Source organism: Marinicrinis lubricantis (genome assembly GCF_042658665.1).
GTDB lineage: Bacteria > Bacillota > Bacilli > Paenibacillales > KCTC-33676 > Marinicrinis > Marinicrinis lubricantis.
In genome coordinates this window covers 19,909-41,906 of the sequence record NZ_JBHSQV010000165.1, presented here as the reverse complement: position 1 = coordinate 41,906, position 21,998 = coordinate 19,909, and the positions used below count along the sequence as shown (strand labels likewise).

At 49.9% G+C, this 21,998-nt stretch carries 10 protein-coding genes; 6 read left to right on the top strand and 4 right to left on the bottom strand.

Annotated elements, in window-relative coordinates; genetic code table 11:
• Positions 1-178 precede the first annotated feature (178 nt).
• The gene (locus tag ACFPXP_RS14195; RefSeq protein ID WP_379894954.1) at positions 179-6,505 is read right to left on the bottom strand and encodes an S-layer homology domain-containing protein; all 6,327 of its coding nucleotides are present in this window, start codon (positions 6,503-6,505) and stop codon (positions 179-181) included.
• 69 nt (positions 6,506-6,574) lie between these two features.
• Positions 6,575-11,608 carry an immunoglobulin-like domain-containing protein gene (locus ACFPXP_RS14190; RefSeq protein WP_379894953.1) on the bottom strand — a complete coding sequence of 1,678 codons (5,034 nt, stop codon included), beginning with the start codon at positions 11,606-11,608 and terminating at the stop codon, positions 6,575-6,577.
• Positions 11,609-11,873: 265 nt separating this feature from the next.
• On the opposite strand from ACFPXP_RS14190, the gene ACFPXP_RS14185 reads away from it, so the two are divergent.
• The 5 genes from ACFPXP_RS14185 (at position 11,874) to ACFPXP_RS14165 (ending at position 18,371) form a co-directional block, all read left to right on the top strand.
• The gene (locus ACFPXP_RS14185; protein WP_379894952.1) at positions 11,874-12,635 is read left to right on the top strand and encodes an ABC transporter ATP-binding protein; all 762 of its coding nucleotides are present in this window, start codon (positions 11,874-11,876) and stop codon (positions 12,633-12,635) included.
• Positions 12,625-14,574, top strand: coding sequence for an FtsX-like permease family protein (locus tag ACFPXP_RS14180; RefSeq protein WP_379894951.1), 1,950 nt, complete (start codon positions 12,625-12,627; stop codon positions 14,572-14,574). The genes ACFPXP_RS14185 and ACFPXP_RS14180 overlap by 11 nt, the downstream gene beginning before the upstream one ends.
• A gap of 237 nt (positions 14,575-14,811) precedes the next feature.
• Positions 14,812-15,558, top strand: coding sequence for a type I methionyl aminopeptidase (gene map / locus ACFPXP_RS14175; RefSeq protein ID WP_379894950.1), 747 nt, complete (start codon positions 14,812-14,814; stop codon positions 15,556-15,558).
• Positions 15,559-15,955: 397 nt separating this feature from the next.
• A complete protein-coding gene (locus tag ACFPXP_RS14170) occupies positions 15,956-17,233 on the top strand; it encodes a YjiH family protein (protein ID WP_379894959.1) in 1,278 nt (425 codons plus the stop codon).
• Between the two features lie 220 nt (positions 17,234-17,453).
• On the top strand, positions 17,454-18,371 hold the full coding sequence (locus ACFPXP_RS14165; protein WP_379894949.1) for an aldo/keto reductase: 918 nt from the start codon (positions 17,454-17,456) through the stop codon (positions 18,369-18,371).
• Positions 18,372-18,490: 119 nt separating this feature from the next.
• Here the strand turns inward: ACFPXP_RS14165 and ACFPXP_RS14160 are convergent, their stop codons facing one another.
• Positions 18,491-20,152: a WG repeat-containing protein gene (locus ACFPXP_RS14160; RefSeq protein WP_379894947.1), complete on the bottom strand. Its 1,662-nt coding sequence runs from the start codon at positions 20,150-20,152 to the stop codon at positions 18,491-18,493.
• 238 nt (positions 20,153-20,390) lie between these two features.
• On the opposite strand from ACFPXP_RS14160, the gene ACFPXP_RS14155 reads away from it, so the two are divergent.
• Positions 20,391-21,119: a type 1 glutamine amidotransferase gene (locus tag ACFPXP_RS14155; RefSeq protein ID WP_379894945.1), complete on the top strand. Its 729-nt coding sequence runs from the start codon at positions 20,391-20,393 to the stop codon at positions 21,117-21,119.
• Positions 21,120-21,204: 85 nt separating this feature from the next.
• Here the strand turns inward: ACFPXP_RS14155 and ACFPXP_RS14150 are convergent, their stop codons facing one another.
• Positions 21,205-21,933, bottom strand: coding sequence for an SDR family NAD(P)-dependent oxidoreductase (locus tag ACFPXP_RS14150; protein WP_379894944.1), 729 nt, complete (start codon positions 21,931-21,933; stop codon positions 21,205-21,207).
• Positions 21,934-21,998 lie beyond the last annotated feature (65 nt).

The following is a 21,998-nucleotide window of genomic DNA, read 5'->3' as shown; positions in this document are numbered from 1 at the left end:
TGAGCCTGAACATCTCAATTTTATCGGAATGGTCTTGTTGGTCAAACCCTAGAACCCTCCACCCGCATAGCGGGTGGTTTTCTGTTTCGCGCGTTTCACGCACTCAACTGGCTAAAGCCATAATAAAGAGCATCCCGACTCCTGCCAAGGAGATCGAGATGCTCATTCTTATTCTCTGTTATTGAATTCTGCGTCCTTCACGGTAAAGTGCATCGGTCATATTCAAAATCATGACCGCCCCTTCCTCGCGCGTGATCGATTCATTCGGCCGGAAGGTTTGATCCGGGTAACCGCTGATGATCCCGATCGACTGCATGCGGGCTACAGCATCGGCTGCCCATGCCGGAATGAGATCGCCGTCGCGAAAGGCCGTCTGCGCCTGCCCGCTGAATTCCAGCACCCCGTCCAGTACGTTGGCGGCCATCACAGCCGCCTCGGCGCGGGTAATCGAACGCTGCGGCTCTACACTCATGCCATCACCGGTCGGAATTCCCGTCAGCCACTTTCGCTGCAGCGCGGCGGATACATACGGCATCGCCCACCTGCCTACAGCTGCCTCATCAACAAAGCTTCCGTCTAAGCCTTGCTCTGACGGCCGCACCCCGCTGGCGGCCACCAGAAGCTTGGCAAATTCCTGACGCGTCACTGCCTCGTTCGGTGCGAAGACGAGTTTGCCTGACTGCGGTTTGCCGCTAACGACACCGATGGAGGCTAATCGATAGACTGCGTCCTTAGACCACCTGCCGTCCATATCCGCAAGCTGCTGCATCGATTCATTATAGAAAAGTGCGTACTTGCTGAAATGAGGCAGCCTTGCTATGACGTAGCCCTGCTCGATATGGATGTCTCCACCAATATATTCCCAGCGCCGTTCCAGTTCATTGTACCAGTAGATCCCTAATCGGTTCGGATCCTCTACCTCAACGAGGTTAAAGCGAATGCTGAGCTCAGGCTTCCGTTGAAATTGAATCGGCTGATTCGTTTTCAATTCGTAAATTTCACCGATCAAGCTTTGCACACCGTCCTCATAGCGCTTCGGACGAAGCACCTTCCCAACACCAACTCCACTTTGTGCAGCAAATGTCTGCTTGAACACCTTGAGTCTAGCTGAATCTTCAATCGCTATGACCGTGTCCTGCTCATTCGATAATGCCGCATACTGGATGAAGATGACCTCTTCCTCAGCTTCAATGATCGACTGCAGTACCTCTCGCAGCCACTCGTCGGCTTGACGTTCTGGGTCTTCCTTCGGAACATCAGGGCTCATGGGGTCACGACCCGGTCCATTGTCAGATCCATCTTCCCCGCCTTCGCCTTCCTCCGGTACATACCAATCATCCGCATTGCTGCCCGGCGTCGTTCCTCCGGTGTCACCCACTGTACGAACGATGATCGTATCCTCTAGGGCATATTCAGTGGATAGCGCATAGGATGCTTTGATCACTAATTCCCCTTCGTGCGTCATGTTCAATTGGCCATCCTCTGACAGCGTACCGTATTTATCCCCTATCAGAATGTCCCACTTCACGTTTTCTTGATTCAACACAACCGTCTCGCCTTGTTGGCTGATCCCTACCAATTGGAACGCCTGGGGTTCATTCAAGTTCACATGGTAGCTGTCCTCTTCATCTGCAGCTGCAGCACGGCTGGAGATCGGGCGAATTTCGACATGATCGAATGGCTGTATCGTCTGATTCGCTGCGAAAGACGTATAGGCCGTCTGATTCCCTGCCTGGTCCTCTGCCACGATGCGAATATGTTGGGATAGGTAGCCCGTAAGCGACACGTTCGTATCAAACTGTCCCTGTTCATCCGTTGCCACGACCGTATTATTTACCTTTACCGTGGTTCCGGGTTCCGCCACACCCTTCACACGCACAGATGGCTCCTGAGCCACATAAGCGATATCCGGTGACTCGATCTTCAAGTCCGGTGCGGTGGTGTCTGACTTCACTTGAATTCCCGCCATGGTCACATCTCCTTGCTCATTGACCGCGGTCACCTGAATGATATTCGTCCCTTCCACGAGTGGAATACGCTGCTGCCAGCCTTCTCCGGATTGGTTCGCCACGAAGGTGTCATTAACCATCATCTCTGCTTGGACGGCTTGGTCCGAGCGGACCGTTAGAAGAGCCGTTTCTTGATTGACAATATACGTCACCTGACCATCCGTGCCGATCTCCTGTCTTACATCTCCGCTTTCACCTGCCACACTTAGAACGATGAGCGCAGGATCCGGTTCCGGTAAATACGTCTGGCTAGATTGCGCCGAAGGGCCGAACACTTTAATACCCTCGACTTCGTTATAGGCAGTCACGGAAATTTTGTACGTTTCGCCAGGCATCATGCCCAGCTTCCCACCAGATGCGTCCTCAAAAACGCCTCCGATTTTTGCCTCTCGCACATCCCCTTCTACTTCAATTGCACCCGCTTGGTCAAGAGGCTGTCCGCCTTCGTCCAAGACTTGAATATAAAACCCGTCTACGCTCTCTTCCAGATTCCAGCTCACCTGCAGGAGGCCATTCCCGATCGATGTCGCGATGACGTCATCCGGTTGTTTCGGCTCATGCGCATTATCCATATGAAACGTTCCGACGCTGTACATGCTGTCATAGCTCGTGCTGCCATCATATACTATCGCCTTCACGTAGTATTCACCCGAAGCAAAGGTTTCCGGAAGCGTCACTTCCGCAGAGCCTTTGCTCACGTCGATACCGTTCAACAATAACTGCCCAGAGTCCGTCTCATTGTTCTCGGTAATATACAACGCCACTTTCTTATATTCTGCATGCTCCGCTTGCCAGTTGACACGGAGTGAATGATCTCCCGTCTTAACGACTTCTACAGCACTGAATCCAGGCGGCTGCGCCACATCCATCAGTGTCCAGTCGATCGGGCGGTCAGAAGTAACCGTCCAGTCGCCCCCCATCGGTGAAACCATCGTCACATATACTCGCTGCTCCAGTACCCCGGTCTGGCTTTGATCCGCCGGAATCTCTTGGACGAGATAGTTGATACCTTCCGTAAGTTCGTATAGCTCACCTTGCGGATTGCGGATTTCCAAATTCGGTACTTCACCGCTGTATCCTAATTCCAGCAAAGCATAATCCTGCTTGCCGATCGGAATGGTGTAGCTCTTCTCTGGTTCTGCTTGGATCGTCACGAGAGATTTCATCGACTGCGTCTCGATTTCCCTCGAATCCGAGCTGGATATTCGCCGAATATTCGTTCCGTAGACCACCTGTCCCTCGTAAGAGCCATCCTCCGGATGATACAGCCTTTGCTGTGCAAACCCGGCTGGCGCAGATGCCGCGGAAAGCGCGAGTACCGGTGCACTGCTGCCCCAAACATACTCGATGCCGATCGGAATCGATAGAACGTGAAACTGAGCATAGACCTTCTCGGTACTTAATTCCGCTTCGGCGCCTGCAATACTTTTGCCTCCGATAAACGGAATTTGTTTGGGAACGACCACTTCAATCGTGCCGCCTCCGGCCATCGATACAGGTCCCATAATTCCGTTTTGTGTGGAATCGTACGACAGCGTCGCATACACTTCTCCGGTAATAATATCAAAAATGACGAGCTCAGCTCCCACCTTGACTGCAATCGCGGTTTGCGTTAGCGAGTCCCGAATGGAAACTCCGCCGTACACCCGTTCGAATATGTCAATACCCATAATTCCGAAGGAGCCTTCAAAGCTGACACCACGCAGCGATGCCTCTAGCGTCATGTCGTCGGCTGAAATGATCTTGGCAATGTCCATGCCACCCATGATCACCATTTTCAAAGGAGGAAGCACTTCAAAATTGCCTGTTACGGTATCATACATATTTTTGAAGCCGCCCCCGCCCTTCGTAATATACGCCACGGGATAAGGAGGGATGAGCGGAATTCCAGGCTTCCCGCCTACGTAGAAAACAAAATTATCGACGATCGGGATGGAGCTTTCGGTAAAACGGATCGTCAGCACGCCGCCAACCTCGATAATTTCGAACGATACATCGGCTTCGATTTCATAAATGTGATCGAGCGTGTCAATCAGCATTCGCGCTTCCGCGCCAAAGTCCATGCCGGGAACGAACTTTTCAGGAAGTCCGACTTCACCTTCTGCCCGCAATCCAAGGAAGCCGTATTGTCCTCTTTGATCGATACCGAACCTCGCTTCATCAAGTTCGATGCTCAATTCGAAGGGATCCTTCTTCTCTTCTTCTTTCTTCCCATTATCATTATCATTGTCATCATCATCGACGTCCGGCTCTGGTTCCTTAGGAAAGTCCGCTCTTGACTCATCGTCCTCTGAGCCTGGCTTCTCACCTTCAGATGGTTGTTGCTCCTCCCCGCCTTTGAAGCTTAAGGAAACGGAGCCGCCGAATGAAACGCTTTGATCGCCAATCACCGCGTGCTTGACCGTGACGGGAAGAGACGCCATGCGGTGAACCATCGACATCCATTCCAACACCTGCCACTTGATGATAATCGATTCCTCTTCGTCATCCGCATCCAATGCATAATGATTTCCGTCCTCCAGAATGATGCTGAACGATCCGGTGACGAATGGAAAGCTTGGGATAGACAGCATACCGATCCCAGAAACCTCGATATAGTCCTCGTCATGGTCACGATCGCTTTCCTTCTTCTGCAGCTGCAGTGTTTGTGTCGTTCCGAATCGACTGCCGACCAGCGGGCTTTCATCGAAACGGACCACCGAATTGATCGTGGCGCCAGGTGCGATCTCATACAGCGTTTGGCTGCCGCCGGCAATTTCCTGAATCTTTCCGCGCAGCTCCAGCAGCACCTGCTCATGATTCTTCTTTAGCTGTGCAAGCTCGGCTTCACCAGCCACCGGAACGATCGTGTACCTCTTATTGTTCCCGACAACGGCCACGATGCCATAGTCTCTCGTTTTGTAGCCTTCGTCTTCGGTCAGCTCGATCGATTGTTCAAAGCTTCCGTACATGCCGGCGTCCATCCGGACGGTATACGTTCCTGGCTCCGGTACTCCCGACTGCCATAAAGCATCGAGATGCAGAGTCAATTGCTGATCGCCAATTACCGTCAAGTCCTGAATCCTAACTGTTTCGCCGTCTCTTTCGCGAATCAGCTGAACCTCTGCATTCCAATTGCCCTTCAACATTTCGAATCCGCTGCCCTTGAAATACAGATCGTGCCTTTCGTTATGAATGTACAGCTTATCTGGCAGTACATCGTGTACCTGAACCTCCGGCGGCTCACCTGCAAGCGCTGGGAGGATCACATAGCTGGATTGCGTCACCTCTTCGCCCCCCGCTTGCTGTACACTCACCCAGTACTGGGCCGCTTTGTAGCTATACTGAGGTCTCGCTTTCACTTTCCAGACCACTGTCCTGATTTCTCCCACAGCCATGTGATCGAATGTTCGCAGCGCTTCTTCCCCGTCCACAAGCTCCAGCTCAGACGGAAGTCCAATATTCACGGCTACATCCGCCAAGGGCTCTGCCCCGCTCGTCGTGTTATCAATAATCAGCTGAATTTCGAAGGGGTCCTGGGCATAGCCGTCCTTCGCTGTGTTCAACTTCAATTCCTTCGGGGCAATGAGCTGAGTAGTGAACTTGGCCGGCTTGTCGGACGTATAGAAGCTGCCTAGACCGTAGTACGTTTCATACACCCTTTGCTCACCTGGCGCCAGCACACTCGGCTCCCAATACAGCGCTACGCTGCTGTCCGCGGAACCGTACGGATTGTTCTCAGAAGTAAAATCTAAATCTTCATGCACTGCATAATCCCATTTCGTCTCCGAGATCCCTTCCCAATGGGCAACCACCATTCGGTCTGGGCCCGTATTGCCCCAGCCCTGCAAAAATCCATAGGACATCACCTGAGGAGCCAACGGATTGTCGGTCGCCCTCCAATAATAAGGAAGCTCTCCCGCAAACTCCGTCTCCTGCTGCACGAACGTATTCATCCCAGACAAAGAAATCGGAGAAGCATCATCCGCGCCCAGCATCGTGTCCAGCAGGATCCGGCTGCCGACCTGTACAGCTTGATCCGCCTGATTCGTGACAAGATAAGAAATTTTCACGTTACCGATATTAGGGTTTTCGGGGTTGTCTACCAGTGTCAACGTCTGGACAATTTCCAACCCTTGGGCCTGCCATACGGATTGATTAGATAATCCAACCGTCTGGGGACGAGCCGTCAGCCCGCCTCCCGATTCCATAAAGCTGTAATCATTCCCGTAAATATAATCCTCGCCGTTAATGCGAAACGTCGTAAAGGATGTCTCGGGAACTTTGTTTTCATACAGCAGCTGCTCTTCGTTATCCCCGTCTCTTAACGGATGGCCTTCATTCGTCCGAATACTGAATCGACCGCTGCCTTCATCTACTGATATCCTTACATAGCCGTTATCCACTTGTTCCAGTGGACTCGCGCCGTTATCCGCTCCCATCGCCATGATCGTCTGCGAACCGGCTGAAAACAAAAGCAAACCGCATAAGCCTGCCATGAGACATTTGTTCAACATGCCAACCTTCTCCCCCAGCCCTACTTATTCGTCACCCGGTGTCTCTCCCAAAAACTGATCTATCAACACTTACCGATTTGGTATGACATACACGTGGATGAATTTCCTGCTTCGTTCCTGATCTTGAACGAGAATGGTGTAATAGCCTTGCTTGTCGGCGACAAGCATGCCCGCTTCCAGCACTGCATCCAATCCCTTGAAGTCTCCCGTATGCAGCTTGCCGTAGGCCCATTTCACCACTTCTGATCCTTGTTGCCCGAACCACTGCACGAGGAGCTCTGAGCCCCACACCGTCATCTCACCATCGACAGGAGCCACGGAATTGACGTATACTGTCAGCTCCTCCATCGGAATAACGGAAGCTTGTCGCACAACGATTGTTTCATTGCCGGCTCGATCCCGCACCTTATAGGTGACTTCGTAGTCCCCTGGTGTGCTTGCATCGATCTCGTGCTCTGCTGTGACCTTGCTCGACACATCGCCGTCCAGCTGATCGAAAGCTTCCATATCTGCCAGCGGATCTACAGTTCCATGGACTGGGATCAGTAACCGTTCGCCTTGGGTAAACCGAATTTGCGGCTTCTCCCGATCAATATTCGTCACGGTCATCGGAAGCAAATACGGATTGTTCATCGCATCCTTCGCTTCGATCCAAAACACGCCGTTGCTCGTGAACGTGACGGTTGGACTGCCGTTGTTGTTCATAATGGCGAGCGGCCGGTCGGACTCTACCGTTGCCGTCACATTGCCGGTTGTCGGCTCGGTCTCGCTGTAGGCAATCGTAATATCCGCCTTCGTCTTATCGATGTTCGACACGCTTGCATCGATATGCGCGGTATTGCCGGCTAAATCCTGAATGATAAATGTGAAGCTGCCGTTGTCACGAAACACATGCTGCAAGCTTCGGTTGTTATTCAGCACATAGATAGGCTCGTTCGCCGTTACCGTCGCAATCACATCTTGATTCGTTAATGCCGTGGTGCTGTAGTGGATCTGTGCAATGGGCGCTTGCCTATCGATGTTCTGGACGATGGCGGTCACCGTACTGATGTTGCCCGCCCGGTCTGATATTTGAAAAGTAAATTGTCCATTATCGTTAAAGTCAACCACACGGCTGCCGTTATTGTTCAGCACCGTAATTGGTTCATTCGGGTTGAGCGATGCTCTGACTGCCGCATTCGTCGGTCCCGTAACCGAATAAAAGACGTCCGCGGTCGGCGGAGTTCGGTCAATTCGCTGGACGATCGCAGCCAGCTCCGTTCGATTGCCCGCCTCATCCATGAACACGAACGTAAACGTGCCGTTCTCCTTGAACACATGCGTGCTGCCGCCTTCACTCACAATTGTCGGGGATTGTCCCGAGTTATCTTCGGCGGTGAGCGTGACAACGACATCACTCGTGGTCCAGCCGGTGGAGCTATAATTCAGCTTGCCTGTCGGCGCTATCCGGTCGATCCAATGGACGCTTGCTGTGACCTCTCCGCTGTTCCCCGCTGCGTCCTCGTAAAAGAACGTGAACGTACCGTTATTCTCGAATACGTACTCCTCACTTCCGCCATTGTTCAAGATGTATACCGGCCCAGACTCGTTATCGAAGTAAACGGATGCCGTGACCGATTCATTCGTCCAACTGTCTTTGCTGTACGTAATGATCGGATGCGGTGCCTCTCGATCGATATAGTCCACGACCGCTGTCAGTTCTGCTAGATTCCCCGCTTCATCGTAAAAGGTGAACGTATGCGTGCCATTGTCGGTAAACGTATATTCCTGCTCCCCAGTTACCGTCACGCTGCTGCGGTCATCACTGGCGACCAGTGTAACGGTCACGTTGTCCCGGGTCCAGCTGCTGTGACTGTAGATCAATTCACCTGCCGGCGGCACGCGGTCGATATGATCCACGATCGTCTCCATCTCGCTTCTAATCCCGGTTTCTACATCTTCAATGGTATAGCGGATCGGTCCATTCGTTGACACACGATAGACCACCTCCGTCACACTGCCGTCCTCCACCCGCTCCAAGCGAATCAACTCAGATCGGGGCGGCGCTTGAACATCGTGGAGTACTCGCGGCGGATTGCCCTTGACGCTGATTTGTACATCTACAGGCTGATTCGTCCAATGATCTGGGGTCATCGTTACCTGCGCGGTCGGCAGGGTCTGATCAATCCAGGTAACTTCAGCCGCTGCGGCGCCCGCATTGCCGGCTTCATCGACGAATTCAAACGTATACGTCCCATTGTCCGTGAACGTATATTCACGAGCCCCGCTGGAAGGTATGATCACTGTTGCTGTTTCCGACAATTCCAGCCGCGCCGTTACAGGTCCCGCTGTTCTTGAGCTTGCGCTGTAGTGGATGATTCCAACAGGCGGTGTATTGTCGAGCCTGAACGGTTGGCTCGCTTTGATTTCCTCATTGCCAGCACCGTCAATCGCTTTCGTCCACAAATACCATTGGCCATCGACTTCAGACAAGACCATTGCATAGTCAGAGGTGATCTCCTCCCATTCCAACGGCGGTTCCGACGGGTTCATAGACCAAGCAGCGTAAAGCTCAATTTGTTCCGGCGCGCTGACATTATCCGTAACACTGACGGTCGTCGATACAGTCTGCTGCTTCGTTGTCGTTCCGTCTACAGACAGCTGGACGGCCGGTTTTTGCTTCTCGATATTGCTGATCGTCACTTGTTGCTGCGAAACATTGCCCGCCAAATCTGTAAACTCCATCGTATAAGTGCCGTTCTGTTCAAAGCTCACGGACACCGAGTCATCAGGGGAATAATCATCCGTGTAAAATACCGTGGCGGTCACGGGCCCACTGGTCCATTCGGTCGTACTGTATGAAACATCGACCGCTTCAGGCGGTGTTGTATCATAAATAACCTCAGCCGTATACGTCTGACTTACAAGGCCCGCGCGGTCTTTATATTTCACCATGAGAAATTGAGAGCCTTCCTCTGGCTGAAGTGCAACGTCTAGGTTGGGCGTAAAGGTCAGCCATTCCGACCACGTTTCGCCCAAATCGTTCGAATAACGAAGCTCCAAACCATCCTGCGATTCGTTATCCGCGGCCTCCAGCTTCACCTGTGCCTCCAGCTTATTCGTGTGTGGCTGAACGAAGCTCACACCTCCTGTCGGAGGCAAATGATCCAACGCATACGGCTGACTTGAAACCAACGCCGCATTTCCCGCTTCATCCACCACTTTCGCATAGACATAATAAATACCAGATATACCGGACAGCGCAATCGTGCCATCCTCGGAAATAACCCCGCCGCTGGCGCTCTCATCCAGAGTCTCCTGCTCACTGATCCAGTAAGTGATGTCATACTTCTCAAAGCCCGCCGACTTCCCATCGATCAGCAGCTGAATCTCTGCTGTTGCCGCATATACTCCATTGCTGCCGTTCGGTGTAAAGTCCACAGCAGGTGCTTCGTTATCCAGCACGAATCCTTCCGGTGTCGTATGAATAGCGGTATTTCCTGCGCTGTCTGTCGTCTTTACATGGAGATACCATGTACCGTTTAAGCTGCTCGGCGTAGTCAGCGGCAGCTCTGCTGGATATGGACCGTCATGCAGTAACTCCCACGCCGCGTCCTCCGCCGGCGGATCCACTGCCTCGGACCAATTTGCATAGATGCGTCCGCTTTCTTGATCCCCTTGCGGGAAGCGAACAGTGACCGTATGCGATTGAGCCGCATCGCTATTCCCTTCTTTAGCAAATTCCACAAGCGGGGCCGTTTGGTCGATCGTATACTCCCCGCTATATACCGTCACCGTATTGCCTGCTTGATCCTCAGCTGTAATCACCAATACATGTGCACCCTCATTAGGCGGCGAACTCACCGTGAAGGCAGATTCGGCGGTCGTCTTCGGCTCTCCCGATTCCCCTGCCCACTGGTAACGGATCTGATTCACTCCGGATAACGCATCCGATGCCGAAACCGTGATGGAAATCGGCTCGTTGTCCAGTCCCGAAATGGGCGTAAATTCAATGGATGGGACGGTGTTGTCAAAGGCATACGGGCCGAACGTTCGAACGGACTCATTGCCTACATCGTCCACTGCGCGCATATGCAAATAATATGTGCCTGTTGCATCCACAGGATTAGGAACGGGCTGCGCGGTGAAAGCCCCTGTACCGCTGATGAGCGCAGGGCTTGGAGTCGCTGCATTCTCGCTCCATACATAAAACAGCTCCGGCTCTAATCCAGGCCGGTCTTGTGCCGTCACCACCACATCGTGAAAGCGGGCATATGATAAATCCGTTGACGGATCCGCTGTCATCTCTGGTGATGTGGTATCGACGATCACCTTGCTGCTGAAGGACATGCCTCCTGCAAGCGTTTCGTTCTGAAAGAAATTATTCGAATAATCCATCACTTGCTGCTGCCCATACAAATTAAACGCTTCGACTTGCAAATCATCGGTATCATCCCCTGGCTGCACAACGTACTCAAAGTACACCTTGTCCGCAGACCGTTTCGTATACGTCGCGACGGCGCCGTTATTCAGATGAGCCGTCATATCAGGGTACGAATGTACCGGTTCATTGAAGGTGACGGTGATCGGAAGAACATCCCCTGCTTTTACAACGCTCTTCACTGACGTCACGCTTGTCACAACGGGAGGCTGCGTATCGATGATGACTTTCCCATCCATTAAACTGTAGAAATACGCTTTATCGCTCGTGTGATAGTAGCCTATTTCATCTATATTGCAGTGGCTCGGATTCATATCGTATAACTGAAAAATACCGTTCGGCGAGCTCGATGTGACCTCGTATGTAAACTCGTGAATTTTTCCACTCTTCGATTGCCATATCGCATCGATGATTTCACCGCTGCCCGACTTGAACTGAATCGCGGTTTGGTTTCCCGGATTACTGCAATTCACTTCGGATACATCAAAGGTGACGAGGACTCTAGCCGTATCCCCTGCTTGATAGTACCGATCATTCCCAACATATCGAGTCCCTCCCTGCAGCTCCATCGCATCGGGATGGGGACTGCCCATTTCAACATGTGCAAGCGCCGTCTCCAGCGGTACGGCCAAAATACTCATATACATCAATACAACACATAAAAAATACGGTAGTCTTCGCATGCTTATCCCTCCAAGCAAATCATTCCATGACTATCGTACCTCTCATGTTGTCACGGCCGATAGTTACAGTTGTCATGAATATGATCACTTTCGATCCGAGACAAAAGCTTTTACAGCCTTTCCCTCCCGTATTTGTGCAAATGACGGGCATGTGACAAAATTGTCACATGCTCTTCTGTTTTGTTCGGACAATCGAAGGAAAAGCGGCGTCGCGGTCCCTATAATAAAGCTATAAAAGAAATTTCAAGTGAGGATGTGTGAGTGGATGAACGTACTAGAAGCGAGTAAGATTCGCAAAAGCTACGGGAATAAGATGAATAAACAAGAGGTACTCAAGGGCATTGACCTTTCTATTGAAAAGGGCGAATTCGTCAGCATCATGGGCGCATCAGGCTCGGGTAAGACGACTTTGCTGAATGTGCTGTCCTCGATCGATCAGGTGAGCGGCGGTACCATTCAAATTGAAAATAAAGAGATTACGAACATGAAAGAGAAGGAGCTCGCCGAATTTCGGAAGCACCACCTCGGGTTCATTTTTCAGGACTATAATTTATTGGATACTCTAACCGTCAAAGAAAACATCCTACTGCCGCTGTCCGTCACGAGCATCTCTAAACGCGAAGCCAATCAGCGATTTCAGGCGGTCGCAGAAGAGTTAGGAATTTACGAGTTAAGAAACAAGTATCCGAACGAAATTTCCGGCGGTCAAAAGCAGCGTACTTCAGCAGCACGGGCATTCATCCATGAGCCCAGCATCATTTTCGCGGATGAACCGACAGGAGCGCTCGATTCCAAATCCGCCTCCGACCTGCTGAACAAGCTGAGCGAGCTGAATCTGAAACGCAAAGCAACGATTGTGATGGTGACTCACGATCCTGTCGCAGCCAGCTATTGCCACCGGGTGATCTTCATTAAGGACGGGCAGATGTATACCCAGTTAAACCGCGGAGGGGAATCAAGGCAGGCGTTCTTCCAAGATATTATGAAAACGCAGGGCGTGCTAGGCGGTGTGCAGCATGAGCATTAATCATCTCATCTTCCGAAATCTACGAAAAAACTTAAAACATTACTATTTGTACGTCTTCGCTTTAATTTTCAGTGTCGCGCTGTATTTCGCATTCGTAACGCTGCAGTATGATCCTTCGATGGATGAAGTAGAAGGCTCCCTGAAAGGGGCTGCAGGCATTAAAGCGGCATCGGTGCTTTTAATCGCGATTGTGTCCATCTTTCTGCTGTATGCGAATAATCTGTTTATTAAGAAACGCAGCAAAGAAATCGGGCTGTTCCGATTAATCGGCATGACCAAAGGGAAAATATTCCGCATCCTGAGCACAGAGAATTTTATGCTCTATTTCGGTTCCTTGGTGATCGGGATCTTCATTGGATTTTCCATTTCTAAGCTTGTCATTATGCTGCTGTTTAAAATTACAGGCGTCGAAGCCATCGCATCCCTAAGGTTCTCGAACGAAGCGCTGATCCAAACTTTGGTCGTATTCGGCGCTGTGTATGTCTTAATTATGATTATGAACTATACGTTTATTCAACGTCAGACGATATTAGCGCTGTTCCGGGTCGTTTCATCAGCGGAAGGCAGAGTGAAGAAAATATCTTTCTTGGAAATGCTGTTTGGTTTCATCGGTATCGCATTGATACTCATTGGCTACTATGTCTCTTCCAAACTGTTTGACGGTTCCTTCACTGACATTAACTCGATGTTTTTGGCGATGATCTTTATTCTCGGTTCCGTCATTATAGGAACGTATTTGCTTTATAAAAACTCCGTTAGCTTCGTATCCAATATTATTCGTAAGAGCAAGGGCGGTTATCTCAATATCAATCAAGTCATGTCGCTTTCTTCGATCATGTTTCGCATGAAATCGAATGCGCTGTTGCTTACGATTATTACAACGGTATCGGCACTGGCGATCGGGCTGCTGTCCTTAAGCTATATCTCATATTATTCCGCAGAAAAGTCTGCGATCCAAAATGTGCCGAACCATTTCGCGCTATATTCGGAAGAAGATGCTCAGCAGCTCAAGCAGGCTTTTGATGCACACGGTATCGCTTATGAAGATGAAGTTCGAATTGAGGTCCTTCAAGCCGAGGTTGATGCGGAAATGATTTTAGCCTCTTCGCTTGCAACAATGAATTATGATTCAAGCGTGTTGCAGGTGCCCGTCATTAGCGATAAAAACTTCACGGACTTAGATGTCGCCGAAAATGAATTCACGCTCACAGGATACAACGACATCATGAAGCAGTTCATGTCACTGAAAGACTCCGGCGAGGTCGAGCTAAAGAGCAAATCCGGATCACTGCCGCTGCAATATACCGGTTTAAGCGACGATTTCATTGTCTCCTATTACTTCACAGGCGGCGGGCTGCCTCTAGCCATCGTCGATGAGACAACTTATGAGTGGTTGAAACAGGATCTGAACCCCGAGCTTCAGTATGAGTCATCGCTGTATATCGGACTGGATCTAGAAGACGAAAGCCAGATGGAACAGGCGAAAGATCTTTTCCTTACGTTCGATTTCAGTGAAGAACATGGAAACCATTCGCAGCTGCATATGGCGAACACCCAGAAAGAGACGATGGGCTTAGTCATGTTTATCGTCGGCTTCCTAGGCTTAACGTTCTTGATTACATCCGGCTGTATCTTATACTTCAAGCAAATGGGCGAGAGCGAGGACGAACAGCCAAACTACACCATCCTGCGGAAGCTTGGATTTACACAAGGCGATCTGCTAAAGGGCATTCAAGCGAAGCAGCTGTTTAGTTTTGGTATCCCGCTTATGGTCGGGCTCGTACACAGCTATTTTGCGGTCAAGTCCGGTTGGTTCTTCTTCGGAACAGAGCTGTGGACGCCGATGATTCTCGTTATGGTGCTGTATACCGGTTTGTATTCGATCTTCGGCATTCTCTCTGTCATTTACTCGAAAAAAGTCATTAAAAATGCGCTGTAATCTCTTTAAGCAGCAGCCCCAGTCGATACGGCTGGGGCTGTCTGTCTGGGTAACGTAAAGTACTGGACAGATTGACTTCGTTTCAGTATATTAGCGTTATTGTGTTCGTTCGGTAGAGCGTCTGCAGCGTCTGGTATGAGCATCCCTCTCTTTAGAACATATTATAGAGCAGGATAAGTGTAACGGCTGCAAAAGCTTCGGCTGTTTGATCTTTACCTGTGAAAGGGGAGCATATTTTTGTTTACATTTAAATCGGAACGAGAAATAAGCCTGATGCGCGAGTCCGGCAAGCTGCTGGCATTATGCCATCAAGAAATCGCCAAGTTGATTAAGCCCGGGATCACTACGATGGAAATTGACGAGTTTGTAGAGAAGTTCTTAAAGGAGCACGGGGCCACGCCAGAGCAAAAGGGTTACAACGGTTATCCCTATGCGACCTGTGCCTCCATCAACGATGAAATTTGCCATGGCTTTCCACGGACAACGCCACTAAAGAACGGGGATATCGTTACGATTGATATGGTCGTGAATCTGCACGGGGGCTTGGCCGATTCGGCTTGGACGTATGCCGTGGGCGACATCCCTAAGAAGACCCAGCATCTGTTAGAAGTAACAGAGAAGTCGCTCTATATGGGCATAGAGCAAGCGCAAGCGGGGAACCGAATCGGGGATATCGGACATACGATTCAAACTTATGTGGAAGCTGAAGGCTTCTCGGTCGTACGACAGTTTACCGGCCACGGGATCGGGCCCACGATCCATGAGGATCCACAAATTCCCCATTACGGATCGCCCGGCAGAGGCGTTCGCTTGAAAGAGGGAATGGTCATTACGATCGAGCCAATGGTCAATGTCGGGGTCTGGTCCAGCAAAATGGATGACAACGGATGGACAGCCCGAACGACAGACGGCGAATTATCCGCCCAATATGAACATACGATTGCCATCACGAAGGACGGTCCGGTCATTTTGACACAGCTGTAAATAAGAATAAGGGTTAGAGGTTCAGCACGCTTATGAACGCTCTTTCCTTTTTTTTATGAAGTATCTTTCACTTAAAGAGAGCGGCTCATCCTCTGCCGATTCGGTCATGAAGTTGACTGCAGCAGTCATGCTCAGGCCGAACACGGCCATTTTATGGTAAAGGGGCAGCGAATCATCTAATGCGTGCATATTAACACCGCAATTATCAGATACCAATCATAACGAAAAAGGATTGGCATATCGTTGACCTTGCATTAAAATAGATGGGCCTTCTATTTTTTACATCAAAGGATGGTTTCATTTGGAACAAAAGTTTTCGAAGAAACAGCCGTTCGGAGCATTTCTCGTCAGATTATTGATCTTCCTTCTCCCTTCGGCACTGGGCATTTTCTTTTTTATGATTCCAATCTCTTACGAAGACGAGATAACGATCCCCATCGCCATTTTATCCGGTTGGGTACAGGACGAGCTCGCTTCTTACTTACCGGATATCATGACGGGGATTATTCTAATCACTCTGCTTGCTACCATCGTCATGAAGACAGTGCGGCCTCAGCGGCTGAATCGCAGTCCGTTCTTCAAAGCTCTGCTGGACGTTCCGCCGGTCTGGTTTGCGGCAAGAATCCTCGGTGCGGTATTTGCTGTACTCGTACTGTTCCAGTGGGGACCCGAGGCGATCTGGTCTGAGGATACCGGAGGCCTTCTCCTCAATGACCTGCTGCCGGTTCTGTTCTCGGTCTTCTTGTTTGCAGGCATGTTTCTTCCGCTGCTGCTTAATTTCGGCCTGCTTGAATTATTCGGTACGCTATTGACCAAAATCATGCGTCCTCTCTTTAAACTGCCCGGCCGTTCTTCTATCGATTGCATCGCTTCATGGCTCGGTGACGGAACCATCGGCGTGCTTCTGACAAGCAAGCAGTATGAAGAAGGCTATTATACGAAACGGGAAGCAGCCGTCATCGGGACGACGTTCTCCGTCGTTTCGATTACCTTCAGCCTGGTGGTGATTTCACAGGTTGGCCTGAGCCATATGTTTGTCCCATTTTATTTGACGGTTACCGCGGCCGGACTCATCGCTGCCTTTATTACACCTAGAATCCCGCCGTTATCTCGAAAACCGGATACCTATTTCATCGAGAAATCAAAGAACTATTCAGAGGATCACATTCCGCAAGGTTTTACCGTTTGGTCTTGGGGGATGAAACAAGCGTTAAATAAAGCCGGTGAGCAGCGAGGTCTCCTTGACTTTATTCGTTCGGGCTTAAAAAACATTCTCGATATGTGGATGGGCGTAGCCCCTATTGTCATGGCCCTTGGAACACTCGCATTAGTCATTGCGGAGTATACGCCATTCTTTCAATGGCTCGGCTTGCCTTTCATCCCGCTGCTGGAGCTGCTGCAAATTCCCGAAGCGAAGGCCGCATCCGAAACGCTGGTGGTTGGATTTGCCGATATGTTTCTGCCTTCTGTCATTGGAACCAGTATCGAGAGCGAGATGACGCGTTTTATTGTGGCGTGTGTCTCTGTCACGCAGCTGATCTATATTTCGGAAGTCGGAGGGCTGCTGCTCGGCTCCAAAATTCCAGTTACGTTCTTGGATTTGTTCATTATTTTCCTGCAGCGTACTTTGATTACACTGCCGATTATTACAGTCGCCGCTTACTTCATTTTCTAAGCAGCCACCATGCTGCAACAATCTACAAGCACAAGTCTGCCGCAGCTTTTGCGGCAGGCTTGTCTTTTCTTCATTTAACCGTTAAATCGCAGCACATATTTGATATGAGATTGTAAACGCCCGTTCATGTATGTCACAATAGACAATAGAGGTTTACCCAGCGCGGGTAAATCTCGGAGATCCTAACCTTAGTTTCCTAAAGATAAAGGAGGCATCATACATGAGAACCATTCAGCTTGGAACAAGAAGCTTGGAAGTGCCCGTCATAGCCGTCGGATGCATGCGTATGAACGGACTGGAGAAAACAGAGGCGGAGAAGTTTATCAAAGCGGCGATGGAGGAAGGCGCCAACTTCTTTGATCATGCTGATATATACGGCGGCGGCGCTTGTGAGGAAATCTTCGCCGATGCGATCGGAATGAACGACGATATTCGCGAAAAAATGATACTTCAATCGAAATGCGGCATCCGTCAAGGCATGTTCGACTTTTCAAAGGAGCATATATTAAACTCCGTCGACGGCATCCTGAAACGGCTGAAGACCGATTACATAGACGTCCTGCTGCTGCATCGTCCCGACGCGCTGGTTGAACCGGAAGAAGTCGCGGAAGCCTTCGATCAATTGGAAAGCTCCGGGAAGGTTCGCCACTTCGGCGTATCGAACCAAAAGCCGATGCAGATCGATCTGTTGAAAAAGTATGTAAAGCAGCCAATCGTCGCCAACCAGCTGCAGCTTAGCATTACGAACGCAACGATGATCTCGAATGGCATCAACGTCAATATGGAGAATGACGCCGCGATTGATCGGGACGGCAGCATCCTCGACTACTGCAGGCTGCATGATATGACGATTCAGCCTTGGTCGCCTTTCCAATACGGCTTCTTCGAAGGCGTGTTTCTGGGCAGCGACAAGTTCCCGGAATTGAACCAGAAAATAGATGAGATTGCTGCAAAGTACAGCGTCTCCAACACAACGATTGCCATCGCTTGGCTGCTCCGCCATCCTGCGAAAATGCAGCCTGTCATCGGGACAATGAATATCGGCCGCTTGAAGGACAGCTGCAAGGCAAGCGAAATCCATCTCACTCGTGAGGAATGGTATGAGATTTACCGTGCCGCAGGCAACGTGCTGCCTTAATGGTGCTTGAAACTCCAATATCCCTAAGAAAAACTAAAAACCAACCTTCCACTCGTTCGCGGAAGGTTGGTTTTTATTCTAAATGTTCAGTTAGCCTTACAAGGCATGATACAGCCGCTTCATCGTAATGAACGCCTGCTCCTTCGTATACGTCTCTTTCGGCCCAAATTGTTCGCGCCCACACCGCTCATTACGGCAGCATCATTGGTTCCGTCCTTAATGGTCGATATAAACCCGATACCCTGCTTGGCCCAGCTTCCCATCAATGCTTCATCTGTAAAAAACAGGCTCTTTCCTCCTGCCGGAATATGCAGCATATTGGCCACCCGCGTCAGCATCACAGCCGCCTCTTGGCGGGTGATGAATCCATTAGGGTTCAGCTTGTGCGGACCCGTTCCATTAATGATGCCAAGAGCATGCGCGGCAAGAACCGTTTCGTCATAAGTGTCGGTTATCTCCATCCCTTGAATCGTTTTGCCGGCCTCCTGCAGCAGCTCGTCCACCGATTTGTTCATTTTCACAGAAAACAGCTGAAGCGCTAGTTTGCTAAAGTCGGCACGGGTAATGTCATTTTGATATCCATACTCGATATCGACCGGAATCACTCCTAGTGCAGACGCTGCCTTCACCTCGGACTTCGCCCATCCGGACGGAGTATCAAGCGGATTGAGGATAAACCCGAACGAATCCCGCTCCAGCGAAGCGGCAATTAAGCCATCTGAGGAGCTTTTCAACGATTCATAGATTGGTTCAACCACTTCTTTCCCGCTGCGATCTATCATCCCCATCTTGTGATTCTGCATGTACACATAAGCCAAGCCTTCGCGGAATGAACGGATTTCAGCATACCTATCCCCTAAATCCGCGATGACCTTGCCCGTTTTATCCAACAGCACATAACGCTCCGTCGGATCTCCTCTATGGTATTTCGCAATGGATACTCCGTCCTCAAGAGGATAAACGAAGCTGTATAGGTTTTTAAAATCGGCCACGATGCGCCCTTGTTTGTTTATAAAGGCAAAATGATAATAGTTGTTGTTCGGTATAATGACAACGCCAATTCCCTCGCTAAACCTTAGCGTCTCCGTATACTTCAGCGGCACCACTTCGCGCCCGGCTTTATCAATATATCCATATTTGTCACCGTCTGTGACAGAAGCAAGCCCGTCCGAAAAGTTACCCACCCATTCATATTTTGGCTGAATGACGAACTTGCCGCTATGGTCAATAAAGCCCCACTTTCCGTTCTTTAATACGGCCGCTAAGCCTTCATAAAATCCAGATGTACCGGCGCTGATCCCGTAGCCGTCATCATCCCGCACCTCGTCAAATTGAAGTGGAATGACAAGTTTCCCCGTACGATCAATAAACCCCCACTTTCCATTCTTCGATACCGCCGCCAAGCCTTCTCTGAAATTCAGCACCGTATCGTATGCTGTCTCCAGCACCACATGTCCCTGTCGGTCTATGTAAGCCCAATGGTTGTCGATAATGACTCTTGAAAGACCTTCACTGTAAACATAGGATGTGTGGCTGTAAGGATCTAAATCATATCCATCAAACTGTAAATTGCCTGCTCGGTCGATGACACCCATGTCACCGGAGGCTGTCAGCTGAACCCAAGCTAATCCCTCGTTGAACGTATTCGATGTGTAGTTATAATGAAGTACGTCGATGTATTGCGGATCGATGACGAATCGATCTTCTTCCTCAGCCTGAGCCGCAGACACTGCACTAAAACAAAGTATCATACAAAGTAATAGATTGACCGTCCATTTCATGCTGCTAGTCTCCCTTATGTATAAATATTATGTATTACGCACCCCCATATTGTACCATATATTGATTTGTATTTTAGGAAAAACGACCTAAATCCAAAACGTTTTTCACTTTCGTTACAGGGGTATTCATTATTTTATTAACACATTATGTAATATATATTTACGAGAAGTGTTGAGTAATCTCTTCACATGGGCTCGTCTCTGGAATTATAATGAGAGATATCATAGAGAAGGGAGAGTGATCCTCTTGAATATCGTCATCTTTCAACATATTGAATTTGATGATGTTGCTGTATTTTCAGAATGGGCTTCAAGAGAAGGACATACGCTGCAAGTCTGTGTACCTGCAGAGGGGATTGATCCAAGCTTGCTGGAAGGTGCAGACCTGCTCATCATCCTGGGCAGTCCGCTCAGTGTATACCAAGAAGACCCGCCTCGGTGGCTGTCAGAAGAGAAGGCCTTTGTCAAACAGGGCATCGATCAAGGAATCCGCGTTCTCGGTATTTGCTTTGGTGCACAAATGCTCGCAGAGCTGCTGGGCGGCTCCGTCTTCCCTAATGAAGAGAAAGAAATCGGATGGCATCCAATCTGCCGTACAGATGAGCATCACCCTTGGCTGGAAGGCTTGCCTGCACAGTTCTACTCCATGCAATGGCACGGAGATACGTTTACTCTTCCAGAAGGGGCTATCCCCCTTGCTTATTCCGCTGCCTGTAAAACGCAAGCTTTCTCCTACGGGGAGCATATCGTTGGACTTCAATTCCATCTGGAACATCCGGCCGAAGTCATCGAACAGATGATCACGGCATGGCATCCAGGGGAAACCAAGGCTCCGTTCATACAAACTGCAGAGCACATTCGGGCACAATATGGACGGTGTCAGACCTCCCTGCAAATGCTTCAAACGATTCTCACCAATATTCAGAAGCAGGGGTCTCAGAAGCTGAAATCAACCGTAATAACATAGAATTGGCAAATGACAAAGGGGTAACCCAGTAAGGAGTACCCCTTCGCTTGACTGCATCAAGCCCTTGATGATCATGCTTTTTGCATTACTGAGCCGTATATCCTCCATCAACGAGCAGAGAACATCCAGTCGTAAAATCATTTTCACATAAGAAAACAATCGCATGCGCGATTTCTTCCGCCTTGCCCAATCTTCCAATCGGATGTCTTGCGACCAGACCTTCATAGAATTCGCCTAATGCCTCTTTGTTCACCATGCCCGACTCCACATAGCCTGGGCATACCGCATTCACCCGGATATTTTTATCCGCATATTCAAGAGCTAATGATTTCGTCATGATGTTTACAGCACCTTTAGAGGCGTTATAGGCGAAGGCTCCCGCTTCTCCGACATGGCCCAATATCGATGCGGTGTTGACGATGCAGCTTCCGCCCGTCTTAAGCATCTCACGAATCGCATACTTCGAACCGAAGAAGACACCATTTTGGTTGACGGTAATGACCTTATTGTACTCTTCAAATGAAAGCTCTTCGGTTTTCGCCAGTATTCCAACCCCTGCGTTGTTGACAATGATGTCTTGCACCGTACTAGCCACCATGCTTTCTACAGAGCTTTCATCCGCTACGTTAACTTTAACAAACGTGACGTCTGCTCCTTTGCCTTGCAGCTCCTTCTCCACTTCTTTTCCCGATTGTTCGTTATAGTCGGCGATAACAACCTTAGCTCCCTTTCCCACAAACGCTTCTACGGTGGCCAGCCCAATCCCGGATGCTCCTCCGGTAACAATCGCCACTTTATCCTTCAAATCCGTCATTCGATAACCTCCTATGCCTAATGAGCATATTTCAATTTTTTCTGTTCTATGCTTCCCCGTTTGAT

Excerpts from the sequence above, each read along its gene's own strand:
- ACFPXP_RS14195 (WP_379894954.1), bottom strand. The coding sequence starts at position 6,505 with ATGTTGAACAAATGTCTCATGGCAGGCTTATGCGGTTTGCTTTTGTTT.
- ACFPXP_RS14190 (WP_379894953.1), bottom strand. The coding sequence starts at position 11,608 with ATGCGAAGACTACCGTATTTTTTATGTGTTGTATTGATGTATATGAGT.
- ACFPXP_RS14185 (WP_379894952.1), top strand. The coding sequence starts at position 11,874 with ATGAACGTACTAGAAGCGAGTAAGATTCGCAAAAGCTACGGGAATAAG.
- ACFPXP_RS14180 (WP_379894951.1), top strand. The coding sequence starts at position 12,625 with ATGAGCATTAATCATCTCATCTTCCGAAATCTACGAAAAAACTTAAAA.
- ACFPXP_RS14170 (WP_379894959.1), top strand. The coding sequence starts at position 15,956 with ATGATTCCAATCTCTTACGAAGACGAGATAACGATCCCCATCGCCATT.
- ACFPXP_RS14165 (WP_379894949.1), top strand. The coding sequence starts at position 17,454 with ATGAGAACCATTCAGCTTGGAACAAGAAGCTTGGAAGTGCCCGTCATA.
- ACFPXP_RS14160 (WP_379894947.1), bottom strand. The coding sequence starts at position 20,152 with ATGAAATGGACGGTCAATCTATTACTTTGTATGATACTTTGTTTTAGT.
- ACFPXP_RS14150 (WP_379894944.1), bottom strand. The coding sequence starts at position 21,933 with ATGACGGATTTGAAGGATAAAGTGGCGATTGTTACCGGAGGAGCATCC.